16 protein-coding genes and 1 riboswitch are annotated in these 17,679 nt (G+C 59.0%); of the genes, 13 read left to right on the forward strand and 3 right to left on the reverse strand.

All coding sequences use genetic code 11. The features are described from left to right. Nucleotides 1-23: 23 nt before the first annotated feature. The 12 genes from DXD49_RS06155 (at nucleotide 24) to DXD49_RS06210 (ending at nucleotide 12,080) form a co-directional block, all read left to right on the forward strand. Nucleotides 24-293 (forward strand): hypothetical protein, encoded by a 270-nt coding sequence (locus tag DXD49_RS06155; protein WP_117735274.1) that lies wholly within the window; start codon nucleotides 24-26, stop codon nucleotides 291-293. After that, nucleotides 286-408, forward strand: coding sequence for a DUF4160 domain-containing protein (locus DXD49_RS10065; RefSeq protein WP_199568968.1), 123 nt, complete (start codon nucleotides 286-288; stop codon nucleotides 406-408). The genes DXD49_RS06155 and DXD49_RS10065 overlap by 8 nt, the downstream gene beginning before the upstream one ends. Before the next feature lie 395 nt (nucleotides 409-803). Beyond that, nucleotides 804-1,640, forward strand: a complete 837-nt coding sequence (locus DXD49_RS06165; protein WP_117794494.1) for a PRD domain-containing protein — start codon at nucleotides 804-806, stop codon at nucleotides 1,638-1,640. A gap of 281 nt (nucleotides 1,641-1,921) precedes the next feature. Beyond that, nucleotides 1,922-3,346, forward strand: a complete 1,425-nt coding sequence (locus DXD49_RS06170; protein WP_158564867.1) for a PTS transporter subunit EIIC — start codon at nucleotides 1,922-1,924, stop codon at nucleotides 3,344-3,346. A gap of 72 nt (nucleotides 3,347-3,418) precedes the next feature. Beyond that, nucleotides 3,419-4,300, forward strand: a complete 882-nt coding sequence (locus DXD49_RS06175) for a Nif3-like dinuclear metal center hexameric protein (RefSeq protein ID WP_117794496.1) — start codon at nucleotides 3,419-3,421, stop codon at nucleotides 4,298-4,300. A 173-nt stretch (nucleotides 4,301-4,473) separates the two neighbouring features. After that, complete coding sequence (locus DXD49_RS06180) at nucleotides 4,474-6,477, forward strand: NAD(+) synthase (RefSeq protein ID WP_117794497.1); 2,004 nt, start codon at nucleotides 4,474-4,476, stop codon at nucleotides 6,475-6,477. Nucleotides 6,478-6,596: 119 nt separating this feature from the next. Then, the gene (locus tag DXD49_RS06185) at nucleotides 6,597-7,760 is read left to right on the forward strand and encodes a pyridoxal phosphate-dependent aminotransferase (protein WP_006234344.1); all 1,164 of its coding nucleotides are present in this window, start codon (nucleotides 6,597-6,599) and stop codon (nucleotides 7,758-7,760) included. A 201-nt stretch (nucleotides 7,761-7,961) separates the two neighbouring features. Beyond that, nucleotides 7,962-8,912 carry an L-lactate dehydrogenase gene (locus DXD49_RS06190; protein WP_117735270.1) on the forward strand — a complete coding sequence of 317 codons (951 nt, stop codon included), beginning with the start codon at nucleotides 7,962-7,964 and terminating at the stop codon, nucleotides 8,910-8,912. A gap of 113 nt (nucleotides 8,913-9,025) precedes the next feature. After that, nucleotides 9,026-10,186, forward strand: coding sequence for a DUF2974 domain-containing protein (locus tag DXD49_RS06195; protein ID WP_117794498.1), 1,161 nt, complete (start codon nucleotides 9,026-9,028; stop codon nucleotides 10,184-10,186). Nucleotides 10,187-10,297: 111 nt separating this feature from the next. Further along, nucleotides 10,298-11,302, forward strand: a complete 1,005-nt coding sequence (locus tag DXD49_RS06200; RefSeq protein WP_117743492.1) for a nucleoid-associated protein — start codon at nucleotides 10,298-10,300, stop codon at nucleotides 11,300-11,302. A gap of 86 nt (nucleotides 11,303-11,388) precedes the next feature. Beyond that, nucleotides 11,389-11,739: a hypothetical protein gene (locus DXD49_RS06205; protein WP_117794499.1), complete on the forward strand. Its 351-nt coding sequence runs from the start codon at nucleotides 11,389-11,391 to the stop codon at nucleotides 11,737-11,739. Further along, the gene (locus DXD49_RS06210; protein WP_117794500.1) at nucleotides 11,736-12,080 is read left to right on the forward strand and encodes a type II toxin-antitoxin system RelE/ParE family toxin; all 345 of its coding nucleotides are present in this window, start codon (nucleotides 11,736-11,738) and stop codon (nucleotides 12,078-12,080) included. Before DXD49_RS06205 ends, DXD49_RS06210 begins: the two co-directional genes overlap by 4 nt. A gap of 221 nt (nucleotides 12,081-12,301) precedes the next feature. Here the strand turns inward: DXD49_RS06210 and dapD are convergent, their stop codons facing one another. From dapD to dapA, 3 genes are read right to left on the reverse strand one after another with little or no spacing between them, the layout of a single operon-like run. Further along, the gene (dapD, locus tag DXD49_RS06215; RefSeq protein WP_117763758.1) at nucleotides 12,302-13,021 is read right to left on the reverse strand and encodes a 2,3,4,5-tetrahydropyridine-2,6-dicarboxylate N-acetyltransferase; all 720 of its coding nucleotides are present in this window, start codon (nucleotides 13,019-13,021) and stop codon (nucleotides 12,302-12,304) included. A gap of 39 nt (nucleotides 13,022-13,060) precedes the next feature. Beyond that, complete coding sequence (dapB, locus tag DXD49_RS06220; RefSeq protein WP_199568970.1) at nucleotides 13,061-13,801, reverse strand: 4-hydroxy-tetrahydrodipicolinate reductase; 741 nt, start codon at nucleotides 13,799-13,801, stop codon at nucleotides 13,061-13,063. Further along, complete coding sequence (gene dapA / locus DXD49_RS09900) at nucleotides 13,794-16,103, reverse strand: 4-hydroxy-tetrahydrodipicolinate synthase (RefSeq protein WP_117794501.1); 2,310 nt, start codon at nucleotides 16,101-16,103, stop codon at nucleotides 13,794-13,796. Before dapA ends, dapB begins: the two co-directional genes overlap by 8 nt. 65 nt (nucleotides 16,104-16,168) lie before the next feature. Beyond that, a riboswitch (Lysine riboswitch) is annotated at nucleotides 16,169-16,337 on the reverse strand. A gap of 144 nt (nucleotides 16,338-16,481) precedes the next feature. On the opposite strand from dapA, the gene DXD49_RS06230 reads away from it, so the two are divergent. Then, nucleotides 16,482-17,669 (forward strand): N-acetyldiaminopimelate deacetylase, encoded by a 1,188-nt coding sequence (locus tag DXD49_RS06230; RefSeq protein ID WP_233541756.1) that lies wholly within the window; start codon nucleotides 16,482-16,484, stop codon nucleotides 17,667-17,669. Nucleotides 17,670-17,679 lie beyond the last annotated feature (10 nt).

Below are 17,679 nucleotides of genomic sequence, written 5' to 3' on the forward strand. Positions count from 1 at the left end.
ATGTTTGCGAGGTGGTTTACGTGATGTACCCGTATATGACATTCGAAGATGGAACCGAGGTCATTCATTCTGACCTGATTACAGATGGCGATATCGAAAAGGTTATCGTGCATTTTGAACGACCGACGGCAGAGGGCTTCGACTCTGCTCGTTGTGAGCTGCCTTCTTACAATTGGACCATGTGGGAGGGGCGTTTCACCGACGAGGAGAAGCGAGGCTTTGAGACTTTTCTGAGCAATAACGCCCATCTGCTGTATCGCTACGCCGCAAGCGGAGGAGCAAAAGTTGCCTAGCCTATTTCTTATTGGCGGCTATCGGGTCTTCTTTTGGTCCAACGAAGCGGGCGAGCCGATACATGTTCATGTTTGCAAGGGGGCGCCTTCAGATAACTCAGCAAAATCTGGCTGACTCGCAGGGGTGGTTGCATTGTCGCTGGTAACAAAGCGAAGATCCCCCGGAGCACGCTAGACGATCTCTGCGAAATTATCGCCGCTCAGCATGAATTGATCTGCTCTAAATGGAAGGCGTTTTTCCTTTTGGACGAGATTTCGTTCTACTGTTAAACGCTATTCTGACTTCTCTTTTTCAATTTTAATCATGAGCCCGCCCCATCAGCACTGATTGAACTTGACAGTACAATGGAGGCGACCGTCGCCCGCGCCCTCTTGGCGCTGTGGGATACCCTGAAAATGAGAATCGAGACTCGCCTTGCAAGGGCTTTTCCTAACGGTGCCTGTTGACCGATTTTGATTCTGCATGAAATAATCAACCACGTGGCACTCCCGTGCCAAGTGGGGAGCAGCATGAAGATTCTTAAGCGAATAAACAACAATACGGTTATCTGCGTCAACGCTAAGGGGCGCGAGCTTGTGGCGCTCGGGCGTGGCATCGGGTTTCCCGACGGCCCCGACGAGGTCACGCTCGACAAGATCGAGCGCACGTTCTACGGCGTCGACTCTCGCTATCTGGCGCTCCTCGACGAAATTGATCCGCAGGTGATGGAGTTTTCCGCTCAGATCGCCGATATCGCGCGCTCCAACATCTCGCGTGAGCTCTCGGCCAACCTGCCCTTTACCATGGCCGACCACATCGCCTTTGCCATCAAGCGCTGCCGCGAGCACATGTTTGTTCAGATGCCGCTTTCCTATGACGTGCAGCAGATGTATCCCATCGAGTACAAAATCGCAAAGTTTGCGCTTGGGGGCATCAATCGCGAGTTCAACATCAAGATGCCGCCGAGCGAGGCGAGCGGCATCGCACTTTGCATTGTCAACAGCGTGGTGGCATCTTCCTCCAAGGCCAAGTCCAACACTGTCCGCAAGGATGAGGCGCTCCTTGAGAAGTTTACCAAGATTATTGAATCTCAGCTTGGTGTGAGCGTCGACCGTGACGGCTTTGACTTCTGCCGTTATGCCACGCACGTGCGTTACCTGCTTGAACGCGTGCAGAGCGGCGAGCCCCTCAATACTGAGAACGGCTCGCTCTATGGGCCGCTCTGCGAGCAACATCCCGATGTGGCCGTGTGCGTGGACCGCATGGCCGAGCTTATCGCCGAGCGCTTTGGTGCCGAGCTCACCGACGAGGAGAAGGTCTACCTGATGCTCCATGTCAACCGCGTCTGCGCGGGATCGCGTATGTAGGGCACCGTTTGCCGCCGTATTTTGACCGTTTGCCGGATTGGACAACCTTTTTGGTGAACGCCTTGGAGATTCCGGCCTTAAAGTAAGCCACACATAAGGTGTTATTCGAGAAGAGTCTCGAAGCATGACGTAGACAGTTCCCTGTCCGTATTGTGCTTCGGGGCTCTTCTGTTTTTGTCATTCTTCCTTCTTTTTGGATCGCCTGGTGTCAGGCCTGTCGTTATTGACGTGCCCCGCAAATGCGCAAACGTGGGGTGCCGGAAAAGCAAGGGAGTTCAGCTATGGCTGACAACAAGAAGATCGCGGCCGATGTGCTCGAGGCCGTCGGCGGCAAGGAAAACGTAACGTTTGTTGCGCACTGCATGACGCGTTTGCGCTTCAATCTCAAGGATATCGATGCCCCCGATATCAAGGAGATCAAAAAGATTAACGGCGTGCTTGGCGCCCAGATTTCGGGAACGCAATTCCAGGTGATCGTGGGACAGAACGTGCCCAAGGTCTACGATGAGCTCTGCAAGCTCGGCGGTTTTGCCAAGCAAGACGCCATCGACGAGAACCTTGATAAGCCCAAGGAAAAGCTTACACCCAAGGTAATCGGCAACAATATCCTTAACTACCTGTCGAGCTCCATGGTCCCCATGATTCCTGTGCTCATGTGTTCCGGTCTCTTCAAAACCATCGCCGTGGTGCTCGGTCCTACGATGGCAAACGCCATTTCCGAAACAAGTGACCTGTATGTTCTGATGAACATGCTCTATAACTCCGCGTTCTACTTCCTGCCGATCTATCTGGGCTATAACGCTGCCAAGAATATCGGCGTGACGCCGGTGCTCGGTGCGTTTATGGGCGGTATTCTCATTAATCCGACGATGATTCAACTGGCTGCGGACGGTGCTCCGTTTTCCGTCTATGGCATTCCCTGCGTTGCGGGCAACTACACACAGTCGGTGATCCCCATCCTGCTCTCCGTTTGGGCAATGAGCTATATCGAGCGCTTGTTCAAGAAGGTCATGCCCGATACTCTCTCCACTGTGTTCACCCCGTTCTTTACAATGCTCGTAACGGTGCCGGTGTCGCTTTGCGCTCTTGCGCCACTTGGCTCTTGGCTCGGTAACGGTTTGGCGGCATTCTTCGAGATGTTCGGTTCCACGGGTGGTGTTGTCGCGATTCTCGGTGCCGGCTTGTTGTCGGCTGCTTGGCTTCCCATGGTAATCTCGGGCATGCACGTGGCTGTCATCATGATCGCCATCGCCAACTTTATGGCCACTGGTGTCGACTCGTTTATCCTGCCTGCCACCACGCTGAGCCTCTGGGCAGCATACGGCGTTGAGGTCGCATCTTGGTTCAAGCTCCGCAACAAAGACGAGAAGGCCCTCTGCCTGGGCTACGTGATTGCCAACATGGTCGGCGGCGTGGGCGAGCCCTTTATCTACGGTGTGATGCTGCGCTATCGCCGCACTTTTGCCATGGCTATCGCTGGCGCGTTTGTCGCGGGCGCCGTGGGCATGTCTCTCGGTGTGAGCGTCTACGTTGCCGGTGCTGCCTCCAATGTTCTCAATCTGCTCGCCTTTGTGGGCGGTGACGTGCAGAACTTCATCAACGCCTGCATCGCCGGTGCTGCAGGGTTTATCGCGGCCTTTGCCCTTACGTTCTTCTTTGGGTTTACCGAGGACGAGCTCGAAAATGGTCCTGTTTCCGAGCGCTAGTATCAACTCAGTGGTGTTTAAACTTGGAAAACGGCCCTGCGGGGTCGTTTTCCACTATCGATAGGAGCGCATATGACCATCAACGATGTTATCGAGGCCGTGAAGGGGTATTGTTCCAGTACGGATGCCTTTACCGGCAAGCCCATCGATCCGGCGACGACGCGCGATCAAGTGACCTTTGGCGCCGGGGCGCTCGGCTGCGACTGCACGGGCGTTGTGACCTGCATCTGGCCTACGGTCGAGGTGGTGCGCCGTGCGAAGGAGCTGGGCGCCAACCTGATTATCTCGCACGAAGCGATCTTCTGGAACCATGGCGATCATCGCGATGTCGTGGCTGGTAATGCCTCTTTTAAGGCTAAGGTTGCTCTGCTTGAAGAGTGGGACGGCGCGGTTTGGCGCTGTCATGACTACATTCATGCCGGTGTGCCGCTCGAGGCGGACGGCTCCCTTGCTGATGGCATCTTCTACGGGCTTGCCGATAAGCTCGGCTGGCTCGATTGTCGCATCGAGCGTGATTGCATGGATTTCGAGATTCCCGAGATGCCGGCGCGCGAGCTAGCGGCATATGTTGTCGAGCGTTTGGGGCTTGCCGGTACGCGTGTGATTGGCGACATGGATGCTCCCGTGCGCCGCGTGCGCATTCCCATGCATATCTTGGGACATCCTGCGGGTGATACCGAGACGCTCAACAAGATGGACGCCGAGGGCATCGATTGCCTGCTTGCCATGGAACTTATCGATTTTACGGCGAGCGAATACGTGCGCGACGCCGCGATGCTCGGCCAGGGCAAGTGCATTATTCACATGGGGCATTTCAACGGCGAGGAACCAGGCATGGAATACATGGCAACCTGGGTGCCGCGTGCGCTCGAGGGGGCGGGATTGGATTCTGCCAAGGTGCCGGTGAGCTTTGTACCCATGGGGGATACCTATCAGTACGTGCTGGCACGCTAGCTGAGAGTGGGGAGGCGGCTTTTGTGGCCACCTCCCGCTGTACGTATTTCAGGTAACTATTCGTGCCCCATCCTGCTGTCCTAGATATGCGCAGCGCGCCTAAAACGACGGCGCGCAGGCAAGGCGCTACAATGGTGCCCATAAGAATCGCCTTTATGCGCAAGGAGCATGCTATGGATACAGAGCTCAACCAGACGGGCGCCGTGTGCGCGAAAGCAAACGACGGCTTTCTGCGGGTCGCGGCGGCGTCGCCGCAGATTCGCGTGGCCGATGTCGAGGGCAATGCCGAGGTTGCGCTGGCGGCTGTTCGCGATGCTGCCGAGCGCGGCGTTCGTGCGCTCGTGCTGCCCGAGCTCAACCTGTGCGGCTATACCGCGGCTGATTTGTTCCATAACCGCACGCTGCTGCATGCTTGCGAGGCGGCGCTGGTGCGCATTCTCGATAAAACCCGTGAGCTGCCGATCGTCTTTACCATCGGTCTTCCCGTTGCAGTTGCCGAGAACATTTACAATTGCGCCGCTGTGTGTTGCGCGGGCGAGCTTTTGGGCCTTACGGCCAAAAAGTATCTGCCCAACTACGACGAGTTTTATGAGCGCCGCTGGTTTGCTCCGGCGCCTATCGATCCCGTGTGGGTTGAATTTGCCGATCAGGGTCCGGTGCCGCTTGGTTCGGGACTTGTCTACCGCTGTTGTGATGAGGGTGCCGAGGATCTGGTGCTGGGCGTCGAGGTGTGCGAGGACCTGTGGGTGCCGGCGCCCCCCTCGACTGAGATGGCACTTGCCGGTGCCACGGTGATCCTTAACCCGTCGGCCTCGGACGAGATTATCGGCAAGGCAGATTACCGCCGCAGCCTCATCTCCAATCAGAGCGCGCGCCTGTACTGCGCCTATGCTTACGCGGACGCGAGCGAGGGCGAGTCCACGACCGACATGGTCTTTGCGGGTGAGAACCTTATCTATGAAAATGGCTCGAAGCTCGCTGCTACCAAGCTGCTCACCTGTGATATGGCGGTTGCCGATGTCGACCTCGACCGCCTGGTTGCCGAGCGCCGTCGCTCGACGACGTGGACACGCGCGGACGATGCGCTGGAGGCCACGACCGTTGAGTTTTCGTTTGAGGGCGTGCTGGCCAAAGAGCCTGTTCTGCGCGATGCCTGCGATATCGACCGCGTTTTCCCTCGCGCGCCTTTTGTGCCGGCCGACCACGGTGATCTGGCCGAGCGCTGCGAGACTATTCTCAATCTGCAGACTGCTGGCCTCAAGACTCGCCTTGCCCATACGGGCACCAAGGCGGCCGTCATCGGCCTTTCGGGCGGCCTGGACTCCACGCTGGCGCTCCTCGTGACCGTGCGTGCGTTCGACGCCTTGGGCCTGCCGCGCACCGGTATCACGGCCGTGTCCATGCCCGGCTTTGGCACCACGCACCGCACTAAGTCCAATGCCGAGTCGCTCGCTCGCGACCTAGGCGTGAGCTTCCGCGAAGTCTCGATCCATGCAGCCGTGGAGCAGCATTTTAAGGACATCGAGCACGATCCGACCGTCCAGGACGTGACCTACGAGAACAGCCAGGCCCGCGAGCGTACGCAGATTCTGATGGACCTGGCCAATCAGGCCGGCGGTTTTGTCATCGGTACGGGCGACCTGTCGGAGTTGGCGCTTGGCTGGGCTACCTATAACGGCGACCACATGAGCATGTATGCCGTCAACGCGAGCGTGCCCAAGACGCTTGTGCGCCATCTGGTGCGCTATGCGGCTGATGTCTTTGGCGGGCGTATTGCCGAGACGCTGCTCGACATCCTCGATACACCGGTGTCCCCCGAGCTTCTGCCGCCCACGGGCGACGGCGAGATTGCGCAGAAGACTGAGGATTTGGTGGGCCCGTACGAGCTGCACGACTACTTCCTCTACTACCTGCTGCGTTTTGGCTTTGAGCCGGGCAAGATCTACCGCATGGCGCTCAAGAGCTTCGAGGGCGTCTACGACGCCAAGACCGTCCACACGTGGCTGCGTACGTTCTACCGTCGCTTTTTTGCCCAGCAGTTTAAGCGCAGCTGCCTGCCCGATGGTCCTAAGGTGGGCTCGGTGACGCTCAGCCCGCGCGGCGATTGGCGTATGCCGAGTGACGCCAGCTCGCGTCTGTGGCTTGCGCAGATCGACGCGCTCAATCCAATTGACTAAGGTTGGCTAAATTGAACCAATACGGGGGTGGCAAGCGTTACACTTTTGCAATCTGATGGCCCGTATCGCGCGGCGCTCTTGTCGGAGCGCCGCGTTTTTTTATATCGAAAGGTGGCACCATGCAGGCATCGCAGCGTCTCGATCGCTTTGGCGCGGAGGTCTTCGCCTCGCTCAACAACAAACTTCTCGCGCTGAAGGCTCAGGGCAAGACCATTTACAACATGAGCGTGGGCACGCCCGACTTTAAGCCGTATGACCACGTGGTCGAGGCGCTCACACAAGCCGCCCAGGATCCCGAGATGTGGAAGTACGCCCTGCGCGACCTGCCCGAACTCAAGCAGGCCGTGTGCGATTACTATGAGCGCCGCTTTGGCGTTTCGGGCATTACGCCGTCTATGGTGCAGTCGTGCAACGGCACGCAGGAGGGCGTGGGCCATTTGGGCCTGGCCCTGCTCGATCCGGGTGACACCATTCTGGTTCCCGATCCGTGCTACCCGGTCTTTGAGGCGGGTGCCAAGATCGCCGATGCCAAGCTCGAATACTATCCGCTGGTTGCCGAGCATAATTACCTGCCCTATGTGGCGGGTATCGATCCCGAGGTTGCTGATCGTGCCAAATATATGATCGTGTCGCTGCCCGCGAACCCGGTCGGCTCGGTGGGTACGCCCGAGGTCTACGAGGAGATCATCGCTTTCGCCCGCGAGCACGACCTGCTCATCGTCCATGACAACGCGTACTCCGACATCGTGTTCGACGGCGAGCCGGGCGGCAGCTTCTTGCAGTATCCCGGCGCGCTCGAGGTGGGCGTTGAGTTCTTCTCGCTCTCCAAGTCGTTTAACGTCACCGGTGCGCGTATCGGCTTTTTGGTCGGCCGCGAGGATGTGGTCTCTGCCTTTGCCAAGCTGCGCGGCCAGATCGACTTCGGTATGTTCTTCCCGATCCAGAAGGCCGCCATCGCCTGCCTGAACGGTCCGCGCGATGAGGTCGAGGCGCAGCGTCTGAAGTACCAGGAGCGCCGCGATGCCCTGTGCGACGGTCTTGAGGGCCTGGGCTGGGAGCGTCCCAACGCGCATGGCTCTATGTTTGTGTGGGCCAAGCTTCCCGGTGGTCGCACCGATTCCATGGCGTTTTGCGAGGAGCTTATGGAGAAGGCCGGCGTCGTGGTGACGCCGGGCGCGAGCTTTGGTCCTTCGGGCGAGGGGCATGTGCGCATGGCGCTGGTCTTGCCGCCCGACCAGATCGCTTTGGCTGTCGAGGCCATTCGCGAGGCGGGCCTGTATTAGAAAGCTATTTCGGCTCGTCAATAGCTCGAAACCGATTTCGTGCAGTTATTTTACGAATCCTGCAAATAATTTCGGTAAACGGTCGATATTTGGCTGCGAATAGGAGCATAATCAAAGTCCCGATTGGATGTATTGGGATTACGGCAAGCCGCTCGGGTCGTTCCCGGGCGGCTTGTTTGTGGAGAGAGATGGGAGTTTCTAATGGTTAACGAGAAGAAGGTCGCTATTGTCGGCTGCGGTTTCGTCGGTTCGTCTTCGGCGTTCGCGCTGATGCAGAGTGGTCTGTTCTCCGAGATGGTCCTCATCGACGTGGACAAGAACCGCGCTGAGGGTGAGGCTCTGGATATCGCGCACGGCATGACGTTTGCCGAGCCGATGAAGATCTATGCCGGCGATTATTCCGATGTCGCCGACGCCGCCATGATCGTCGTCACCGCTGGAGCTGCCCAGAAGCCCGGCGAGACCCGCCTAGACCTGGTCAACAAGAACGTCAACATCTTTAAGTCCATTATTCCCGAGATTAAGAAGTCCGGCTTTGACGGCATTCTGCTCATCGTCTCCAACCCGGTCGACGTTCTGACCTATGCCGCCATCAAGATGTCCGGTCTGCCCGAGGGCCACGTCATCGGATCCGGCACCGTGCTCGACACCGGCCGTCTGCAGCAGATGCTCGGCGCTCACGTCGAGGTCGATCCGCGCGACGTTCAGGCCTACGTCATGGGTGAGCACGGCGACTCCGAGTTTGTCGCTTGGTCCAGCGCTCAGGTTGCCGGCGTTCCGCTGAACACCTTCTGCGAGCTTCACGGCCATCTGGAGCATGAGGCTGCCGAGAAGCGCATCGCCGAGGACGTCAAGAACTCCGCCTACACCATCATCGAGAAGAAGCACGCCACCTACTACGGCGTCGCCATGGCCGTTAAGCGCATCTGCACTGCCGTCATGCGCGATGAACAGACCGTTCTGCCCGTCTCCTCGCTCATGGTGGGCGAGTACGGCCTGTCCGATCTTGCCATCTCCATGCCGACCGTCGTTGGCCGCGACGGCGTTGTCTGCCGCGTTCCCGTGCCGCTGAACGATGACGAGCAGCATGAGCTCACCGTCTCCGCCAAGGCCCTCAAGGACATCATCGACAGCGTCGACTTCTCCTGCTAAATTAGGCTCGTTTGCCAGCAAGCTACAATGAAGGCGCCTGGGTCCACACGACCCGGGCGCCTTTTTGGTGCAAGGGGGACAGGTTGCTTTGCGCCATTGTTGATGGGAGAGCCATGTCGGATTCGCCTAATTTTTTGACCTATGCCCAGACGGCGTTTGATCCGTTTGAGGAACGGTCGTTCTGCGCTGTGGATAGCCTGGTCTTTGCGTGGCTGTCCTATTTGCGTTTGCCGGGGGATATGCCGGAGCTTACCGGCTGGCAGGGTCTTGACGTACGCGAGCTGCTGCGTGCCGAGTGCTACCGGGACATGATTGGCGACCTGTGGGATTCGGAGGGGAGCAGGGCCTTGTTGGAGGCCGCGGCAGCAAGCCCTCGCTACCGTGGCGTGCACGTTTGCGGCTATCGTGCCGTGAGCGATGTGGTGGTGACAGAGCAGTTTGCGGCTATGACGTTCCGATTTCCGGCGGGGTTTAGCTATCTTTCCTTCCGGGGGACCGACAGCACGATTGTGGGCTGGAAAGAGGACTTTAACATGGCGTTCCGGTGTCCTGTGCCGGCCCAGGAATCCGCGGCGCGTTATGTGGACGAGGCAGCGGATACGATTGACGGGCCGCTTTTGTGCGGAGGTCATTCCAAGGGTGGAAACCTTGCGGTGTACGGTGCGGCGATGTGCTCCGATGTCGCCCGTGAGCGAATCGAACGGGCGTATTCCCATGATGGTCCGGGCTTCGTCGAGGAGTTTCTGAACGGCAGCGCCTTCGCTGATCTATCCAGTCGAATCGACAAGACGCTACCTCGGTCGTCGATTTTTGGCATGATGTTCGAGACGCAGGAGGACTATGCCATCGTTGAGAGCACCGAGTTCAGCCTGCTGCAGCACAATCCCTTTAGCTGGGTGGTTGATGGTCGCGACTTCGTGTACTGTGAGCGCCTGTCCGCCGGTGCTCGATACGTTGATGGCTCCATTCGCGAGATGCTGCTTGCGGTGTCGCCTAGCGAGCGCGAGCGTTTCGTAGATGCGTTGTTCTCCGTGCTTGAGGCTACGGGTGCTGAGCGGTTTGCGGATATCGCCGGGAATCTGCGCGAGAGCCTGCCCGTGATGCTCCAGACTGCGCAAGGCTTTGACAAGGATACGCGACGCTTTGTCTCGCAGACCATCGCGGCAATCCTTAAATGCGCACTGCTGCCCAAACGACCCCAGATCGACATGCCCGCTGCCGGCAAGAGTTTGGCAGAACAGCTCGAGGCTTGGCAGTCCGAGCTCCTGCGCTAGCCATTGGTGCAAAGCAACCTGTCCCCGATGCACCAATCTTCGATGCGCCTGGGGCGGGCTCGACCGCTATACTGGTTCGTGCTCAATTCGATCTAGAACGGAATGCCGTATATGAAAATCAATCACGCGATTCTGCATATCCTGGACTTTGACTCTGCCGTCAACGTCATGAGCCAGCGAGAGCTCGATATCGAGAGCCGCACCGTGCGCAACTTTGTGACCACACATTTGCGCCGTGCCCGTACATCTGCCGATAACAAGCGCGCCACGTTTGCCGAGAACTCCGCATTCGGCGGCGAGCTCAAGGGCTATTTCTTTGGCGAGCGCGAGTTCGTGGACCTGTCGCAGCAGATTGCGGAGTTCATTTCCTCCGAGCTCACCAAGGCCGAAAAAGCCGAGTCCACCGATGTGCTCGTGGCCGACTTTGACGACGACGAGGATGCCCGCTGGTTTGCCGTGATGTTGCTGGGCTCCAAGCAGGCTTTTATGCACGAAGTGGGCCGCGAGGAGGGCGAGGTGCGCAACGACATCACGCGCCACTATGCTATCCTGCCGAATCCTTCACAAAAGGTGCCAAGCTATGCCATCGTGCGCGCGAGCACCATGGAGATCGGTTATGTGGACAAGAAGCGCAAGATTGCCGGTGAGGACCGTATGCTTATCCCCGATGGCCTGCTGCAGTGCGACACGGGCGTATCGGGCAAGGAGGTCATCGACACCGTGACGCGTGTGGTCGAGGAAGTCGCCGAGGAGCACGGTGCTAACACAGCTGTGGCACTGGCTAAGGTCAAAGCTGCCGTTGCCGAGAAGGTCGAGGATGACGAGGAACTGCCGCCTTGGGATATCGTCGACGAGGTCTTTGAGGACGAGCCGGTCATCAAGGAAAGCGTACGCGCGGCACTGACCGAAGAGAAGGTGCCCGAGCGCGTGCCCGTGGAGCGCAAGCAAGTCGAGCGCGCGGCCGTACGCAATCACAAGATTCGTACCGACACGGGTATCGAGATCAGCTTCCCGGCCGAGATGGGTTCGAACTCCGAGTACATCGAGTTCGTCAACGAACCCAACGGCCTCATCTCCATCGAGCTCAAGAATATTGGCAGCATCGAGAATCGATAAAGCTTTTTACTCTTGAATAAAAGTCTGGATTATATTTCGATGTATACTTGGAAATATAATCCAGACTATTTTTTTGGAGGTCAAAAATGTCCCCACTTGTTCTGGAAAAACCGGTGTTTACGAAAGACCAGGTTGTTTCTGCTACCGAAGCAAGCAAGTCTTTATCCGCCATACGCAAGCGCGCCAAGCGTGCCCCGCAATTCATTGCAGACCATAACGATATCGATACCGTGATTGTCGATTATGCCGCCTATGAGGAAATGTACGGTGCGCTGCAGTATCTGCGCGAACTTGAGATTGATCGCATCGCGGCGGACCGAATCAAGAACGGTCCGCACGAGTTTATTCCGTTTGAGGACGCCTTAACTCCTGAGGAGCTCGCAGAGTTTGAGTCAATGGATCCCGACGCGATTTCCGACGAGGACCTTTTCGAATGAGTGGACATTTTGTCATCGGCTTTTTGAATCGAGATGTCGAGAAGGAATATCAAAAGCTTGATGGTTCTCAGCGAAGACTCGTGCGCATTGCAATAGAAAAATTAAAGACGCGCGCCGATGAAATCGGAACGCCGCTTCACGGCGAGCTCGCCGGCTGCAAAAAGATCAAATGGCGAAACGCGGGACTCCGAATGATTTTTCGAATTCGAGAGGACGGAACAGTTGAGATTGCCGAGATTGTAGCAATTGGGCGGCGTGACCGTTCCGAGGTCTATAAGACGGCCGCAGGGCGCCTGTCAAAGCGACCCGCCATGGTTGAATACGACGGAACCCTGAGATAGGGAAGGCCGAAGCCTCGGACGAGGGCTTCGGCCTTTTTACTTGGGGCTTAATCACGTTGCAGGTTGAGCATAAGTCAGCGAAAACGACCCAGAGCGAGCAAGGTGACATGAAAGAGGAGGGAAGCGTATTTCGGTACGCGACCGACGATTGAACGTCAGATTGCCGCTCTGGGTCGTTTGGAGCGTCGAGCCGTTACGCGGTTTGGTAAAACCGCGTAACCCTACAGCTGGCGCAGGCCTTCCTCGAGGCCGGTCTTGCTGTCGGTCTTCTCGTCGCGCATCTTGATGACGCGGGCGGGGACACCGGCCACGACGGCGCCGGCGGGGACATCCTCGACACATACAGCACCGGCGGCCACGACGGCACCCTTGCCCACGCGCACGCCTTCCAGGACTACAGCGTTGGCGCCGATCATGACATCGTCCTCGATGATGACAGGTGTGGCGCTGGCGGGCTCCACGACGCCTGCCAGCACGGTACCGGCGCCGATGTGGCAGTTCTTGCCCACGGTGGCGCGGCCGCCCAGCACGGCGCCCATGTCGATCATGGAGCCCTCGCCAATGACGGAGCCGATGTTGATGATGGCGCCCATCATGATGACGGCGCGATCGCCGATCTCGACGCGGTCACGGATGATCGCGCCCGGCTCGATGCGGGCGTTGATGCCCTTAAGGTCGAGCATGGGCACGGCGGAGTTGCGGCAGTCGTTCTCTACGTCGTAGTAGTCGATGGAGTCGGCGTTGGCGTCGAGGATTGCCTTGAGCTCGTCCCAGTCGCCAAAGACGGTCTTGCCGCGACGGCCGCCGTAGACATGCGCGTCGCCCCAGGCAACCTCCATGCCGGGCTTTTCGCGCACGTACAGTTTGACGGGCGTCTTCTTGGGCGCGGTGGCGATGTAGTTGATAATCTCCTGTGCATCCATCTCGGCTGCGTTGCTCATATGCTGTCTCTCCTTTGGGTGGATCCGGTTGATACCTGGTTAGGCAAACATGATCTGGTCGAACGTGTAGAAGCCGGGCTCGCGGGTGACGAGCTTCTGGGCGGCGGCCAGGGCGCCGTTGACGAAGATCTGGCGGCTCGTGGCACGGTGCGTGAGCGTGACCTCCTCGTCCTGGCCAAAGAAGCTCACCTCGTGCACGCCGGCGACGGTGCCGCCGCGCAACGAGTGCATACCGATTTCCTTGGGGTCGCGCGCGCCGCACATGCCCTCGCGTCCGTAGACGGGGTGGTAGCCTGCCTCGGGCTCGGCCTCGACTACGGCGTCGAGCAGCAGCTTGGCGGTGCCGCTGGGGGCGTCAACCTTTTGGTTGTGGTGCGTCTCGACAATCTCGCAGTCAAAGCCGGGCAGCTCACGCGTGGCCTGGGCCACTAGATGACGCAGGGCAGCGATGCCGATGGAGTAATTGCCCGAGTGCATAACGCGGGCGTTCTGGCCCAGCTCACGCAGGCGGTCCATCTGCTCGGGAGTGTAGCCTGTGGTGCCCGAGACCAACGCCGTGCCCGTGCGCTCGACATGGGCGACGACGGCGTCGAAGGTCACGACGTTCGAGAAGTCGATAATCACATCGGCAGCCGGTGCGTTCTCGAGCTCGCTCAAATCGAAGCCAATCTGGGCCACGATATCAAAAGCGGGCTGCCCGGCGGCGTCGACAATTCCTTCGGCGGTAGTGCGGATGAGCGAGCCCATGCGGCCCGTTCCCATAATGACGGTCTTAATCAAGCAGACCAGCTCCCTTCAGAGTATCGGTAAGTGCGGCTCGCGTGTCGTCTGCCATGGGGCATAGCGGCATACGGTAGTTTGCCTCGATCATGCCCATCTGGGCGAGCGCTTCCTTAACGGGGATGGGGTTGACCTCGCTAAAGAGGGCGTTGATGAGCGGCTGGCCGGCAATCTGGATATCGCGGGCGCGCGCTACGTCGCCGTCCAGATAGGCGCGGCACATGTCGTGCACGAGCTGCGGCTGTACGTCGGCCCACACGCTGATGGTACCCGAAGCGCCTAGGCTCATGAGCGGCACGGTGAGTGCATCCTCGCCCGAGTACATGCGGAAGTCATCGGACAGCAGGTGGGCGATCTTGGCCGCGTAGGCGACGTTGCCCGAGGCCTCCTTGATGCCCATGATGTTGGGGTGCGCGGCCAAGCGCTCTACGTTGCGCTCGCTGATACCGCAGCCACAGCGGCCGGGGATGTTGTACAAAATGCAGGGGATGTCCACGGCGTCGGCCACGGTCTTAAAGTGCTGGTAGATGCCCTCTTCGTTAGATTTGTTGTAGTAGGGGGTAATGAGCAGCAGACCATCGGCACCCAGGCCCTGGTAAGTGAGCGACTTAGTGAGCATGGTTTGCGTGGAGTTAGAGCCCGAGCCGGCAATAACGGGGACGCGGCCCGCAACCTGCTTGACCACTGCGGCGACAACGGAGTTGTCCTCGTCGTCGGTCATCGTGGCACTCTCTCCGGTGGTGCCCAGGGTGAGGATGGCGTCAGTGCCATTTTGCAGGTGGAAATCGATAAGGCGCTCAAGCGCGTCAAAGTCGACACTGCCGTCCTTTTTAAACGGCGTGACAAGGGCGACGATTGAGCCCTCGAGATTGCGGATATCCATGTTCTTCTCCTTCGCTTCCGCGATCTGGACGCGTTTGTTCCATTGGGCGGCGACTGCTAGGCGCTCGTCCTGAGCGCGACGGCGGGCGGCATCGGCGCGCGATTTGGCCAGCAGCTCGCGGCCGCACGGCAGCACGTCGAGCGTGGCAAAGTAATCGCCCGGGCGCTCGGCGCGGCGGATGAGGTCTGCCGAGCCATCGGGGCGCAGCAGGACCTCGGCGGAGCGCAGACGGCCGTTGTAGTTGTAGCCCATGGAGTAGCCATGCGCGCCGGTGTCGTGAATCACGAGCAGGTCGCCCATGTCGATATGCGGCAGCTCGCGGTCGATGGCGAACTTGTCATTGTTCTCGCACAGATTGCCCGTGATGTCGTAGGTGTCCGTAACGGGCGTTGTGGTCTTGTCGTCGCCACCCGGCTGGCCCATCACCGTGATGTGGTGGTAAGCGCCATACATGGCGGGACGAATGAGGTCGACGGCACTGGCGTCCACGCCGATATAGTCCTTGTAGATTTGCTTCTCGTGGATGGCCTTGGTGACCAGGCACCCATAGGGGCCCATCATAAAGCGGCCCATCTCGGTACAGATCGCCACATCGCCCATGCCGGCGGGAACCAGAATCTCGTCGTAGGCCGTGTGTACCCCTTCACCGATGGCGTGGATGTCGTTGGCTTGCTGCTCGGGCAGATAGGGGATACCGACGCCGCCGGACAGATTGATGAAGGCGACGTGTGCGCCGGTCTCGCTCTCCAGGCGCACGGCAAGCTCAAAGAGGATGCGCGCGAGCTTGGGGTAGTAGTCGTTGGTGACGGTGTTGCTGGCAAGGAATGCGTGGATACCAAAGTCCTCGGCGCCCTTGGCCTTGAGCATGCGGAAGGCCTCGAAAAGCTGCTCGGTGGTCATGCCATATTTGGAGTCGCCCGGGTTGTCCATGATGCCGTTGGAGAGCTGGAACAGACCGCCCGGATTAAAGCGGCAGCTGACCGTCTTGGGGATTGGCCCCGCAACGTGCTCAAAGAACTCGATGTGGCTGATGTCGTCAAAGTTGACGATGGCACCCAGCTTGTCGGCGAGCTCAAAGTCGGCTGCCGGCGTGTCGTTGGACGAGAGCATGATGTCGTGGCCGGTGATGCCCAGTGAGCGGGCGATCATGAGCTCGGTATAGCTCGAGCAATCGCAGCCGCAGCCGTATTCGTTGAGGATGGAGATAAGTGCCGGGTTAGGGTTGGCCTTGACGGCAAAGTATTCCTTAAAGCCCGGGTTCCATGCAAAGGCGTCGCGTACTTCTTGCATGTTGCGGCGGATGCCCGCCTCGTCGTATAGATGAAACGGCGTGGGGAACTGCTCAACGATATGCTCGAGCGTTTCCTTGTCCACAAACGGCTTCTTTGCCGCATATGCCTCGTTGGGAGTCAATGACATGTCCCGTAAACCTCGCTATCCAGACGGCGCTACCTGCGCATCGAATCCGCATAGCGTGGACCCAATGTCCGGATAGCGCTCCCGCATTGCTGCAGACAGTCCTGCGGGTGTTTCCCGCAGGCCCACCAGGCTGTTCGTGCCCGAAAAACCCAGTTCGGCGGGTTTCGCCTCCCCACGGGGTCAAAGTCTGCCGACTCGCCCGCGGCTCTTCGTGCCCGCGCCTCTATCAAGTGGTAAAGACCCTACCACGTTGCACTTTACCAAACAAGAGTATTCGTATATAACGTTTAAAAAATGCAGGGATATGCTGGAAACATGTGTGCCACAATCCTGTATCACAATAAGTTGCAACAGATGTGCCTTACGAAGGGATTTTCTATGACCGAGCTCCAAGAACTCCGTCGCTATCGCCGCGATCTCCATCGCATTCCGGAGCTCGATTTCGATCTTCCGCAGACTATCGCCTATATCGAGGGCGTGTTGGCGCCGCTCGACTGCGAGCTGACCCATCCATGCCCCAGCTGCGTCTGCGCTTTCTTTGACGCTGGCGTTGGTGCCGCGCATGCCACGGCGATTCGCGCCGACATGGATGCGCTGCCCATTGCAGAGGCCACGGGCGCTGCCTTCGCCTCGTCTCATCCCGGTAAGATGCACGCTTGCGGGCACGACGGGCACATGGCCATGGCGCTTGCCGCCGCGACGTATGTCGACCGTACGATTCGCGAGCAGCCGGGCACCATTAAACGTAACGTGCTCTTTGTGTTCCAGCCGGCCGAGGAGACGACCGGTGGCGCCAAGACGGTGTGCGAGAGCGGTGTATTCGAGCGCTATGGCGCCGACCGGATCTTTGGCTTTCACGTGTGGCCCGACCTTTCCGCCGGCACGCTGGCGAGCTGCCCCGGTCCGCTGCTGGCACGTTCGAGCGAGACGCATGTGCACATTCACGGGACGAGCATCCATATCGCCAAGACCTATGGGGTCCCGGTTGAGGAATCGCGCGATGCGGCGCTGGCAGCTGCCAAGTTCTTGGTCGCCGAGCGCGAGCTGATGGACGAGCTGGGCGTCGATGGACCCTGTATCGGTAAGTTTGGCCTGCTGCAGGCCGGCACCGTCTGCAACGCCGTGGCGGGGGAGGCCCACGTGGCCGGCAGCCTGCGCGTGTTTACGGACAATATGTTCGACCGTGCGCGAGAGGGCGTGCGCCGCGTGCTCGATGAGGCGTGCGCCGCTACGGGCTGTACGTACGATCTCGACTTTGCTGAAGGGTATCCGCCGGTCGACAACGACCCCGAGCTGTTTGCCAGCGTCGCACCTGCTTTGCCCGAGCTGCAACTCGTGGATGAACCGCTGTTAATTGCCGAGGACTTCGCCTTCTATCAGCGCCATCTGCCAGGCGTGTTCTTCTTGCTGGGCGCGGGTGTGCCGGAGGGACAAGAAAACCCGATCGATTCTGATGGCTGCCCAGCCTATGCGATGAGCGCTCTGCATACCGATACCATGCTCTTTGACGAGGAAATCCTACTCAAAGGCCTCAATGTCTACAAACGACTGCTTGTGATGGAGTGACGATGAGGCG

It is taken from the genome of Collinsella sp. TM05-38 (genome assembly GCF_003466445.1).
Lineage (GTDB): Bacteria > Actinomycetota > Coriobacteriia > Coriobacteriales > Coriobacteriaceae > Collinsella.

Coding starts and splice junctions, on each gene's coding strand:
- dapD (WP_117763758.1), bottom strand. CDS start 13,021: ATGAGCAACGCAGCCGAGATGGATGCACAGGAGATTATCAACTACATC.
- DXD49_RS06230 (WP_233541756.1), top strand. CDS start 16,482: ATGACCGAGCTCCAAGAACTCCGTCGCTATCGCCGCGATCTCCATCGC.
- DXD49_RS06180 (WP_117794497.1), top strand. CDS start 4,474: ATGGATACAGAGCTCAACCAGACGGGCGCCGTGTGCGCGAAAGCAAAC.
- DXD49_RS06210 (WP_117794500.1), top strand. CDS start 11,736: ATGAGTGGACATTTTGTCATCGGCTTTTTGAATCGAGATGTCGAGAAG.
- dapA (WP_117794501.1), bottom strand. CDS start 16,103: ATGTCATTGACTCCCAACGAGGCATATGCGGCAAAGAAGCCGTTTGTG.
- DXD49_RS06185 (WP_006234344.1), top strand. CDS start 6,597: ATGCAGGCATCGCAGCGTCTCGATCGCTTTGGCGCGGAGGTCTTCGCC.
- DXD49_RS06155 (WP_117735274.1), top strand. CDS start 24: ATGTACCCGTATATGACATTCGAAGATGGAACCGAGGTCATTCATTCT.
- DXD49_RS06165 (WP_117794494.1), top strand. CDS start 804: ATGAAGATTCTTAAGCGAATAAACAACAATACGGTTATCTGCGTCAAC.
- DXD49_RS06175 (WP_117794496.1), top strand. CDS start 3,419: ATGACCATCAACGATGTTATCGAGGCCGTGAAGGGGTATTGTTCCAGT.
- DXD49_RS06170 (WP_158564867.1), top strand. CDS start 1,922: ATGGCTGACAACAAGAAGATCGCGGCCGATGTGCTCGAGGCCGTCGGC.
- DXD49_RS06195 (WP_117794498.1), top strand. CDS start 9,026: ATGTCGGATTCGCCTAATTTTTTGACCTATGCCCAGACGGCGTTTGAT.
- DXD49_RS06200 (WP_117743492.1), top strand. CDS start 10,298: ATGAAAATCAATCACGCGATTCTGCATATCCTGGACTTTGACTCTGCC.
- DXD49_RS06205 (WP_117794499.1), top strand. CDS start 11,389: ATGTCCCCACTTGTTCTGGAAAAACCGGTGTTTACGAAAGACCAGGTT.
- DXD49_RS06190 (WP_117735270.1), top strand. CDS start 7,962: ATGGTTAACGAGAAGAAGGTCGCTATTGTCGGCTGCGGTTTCGTCGGT.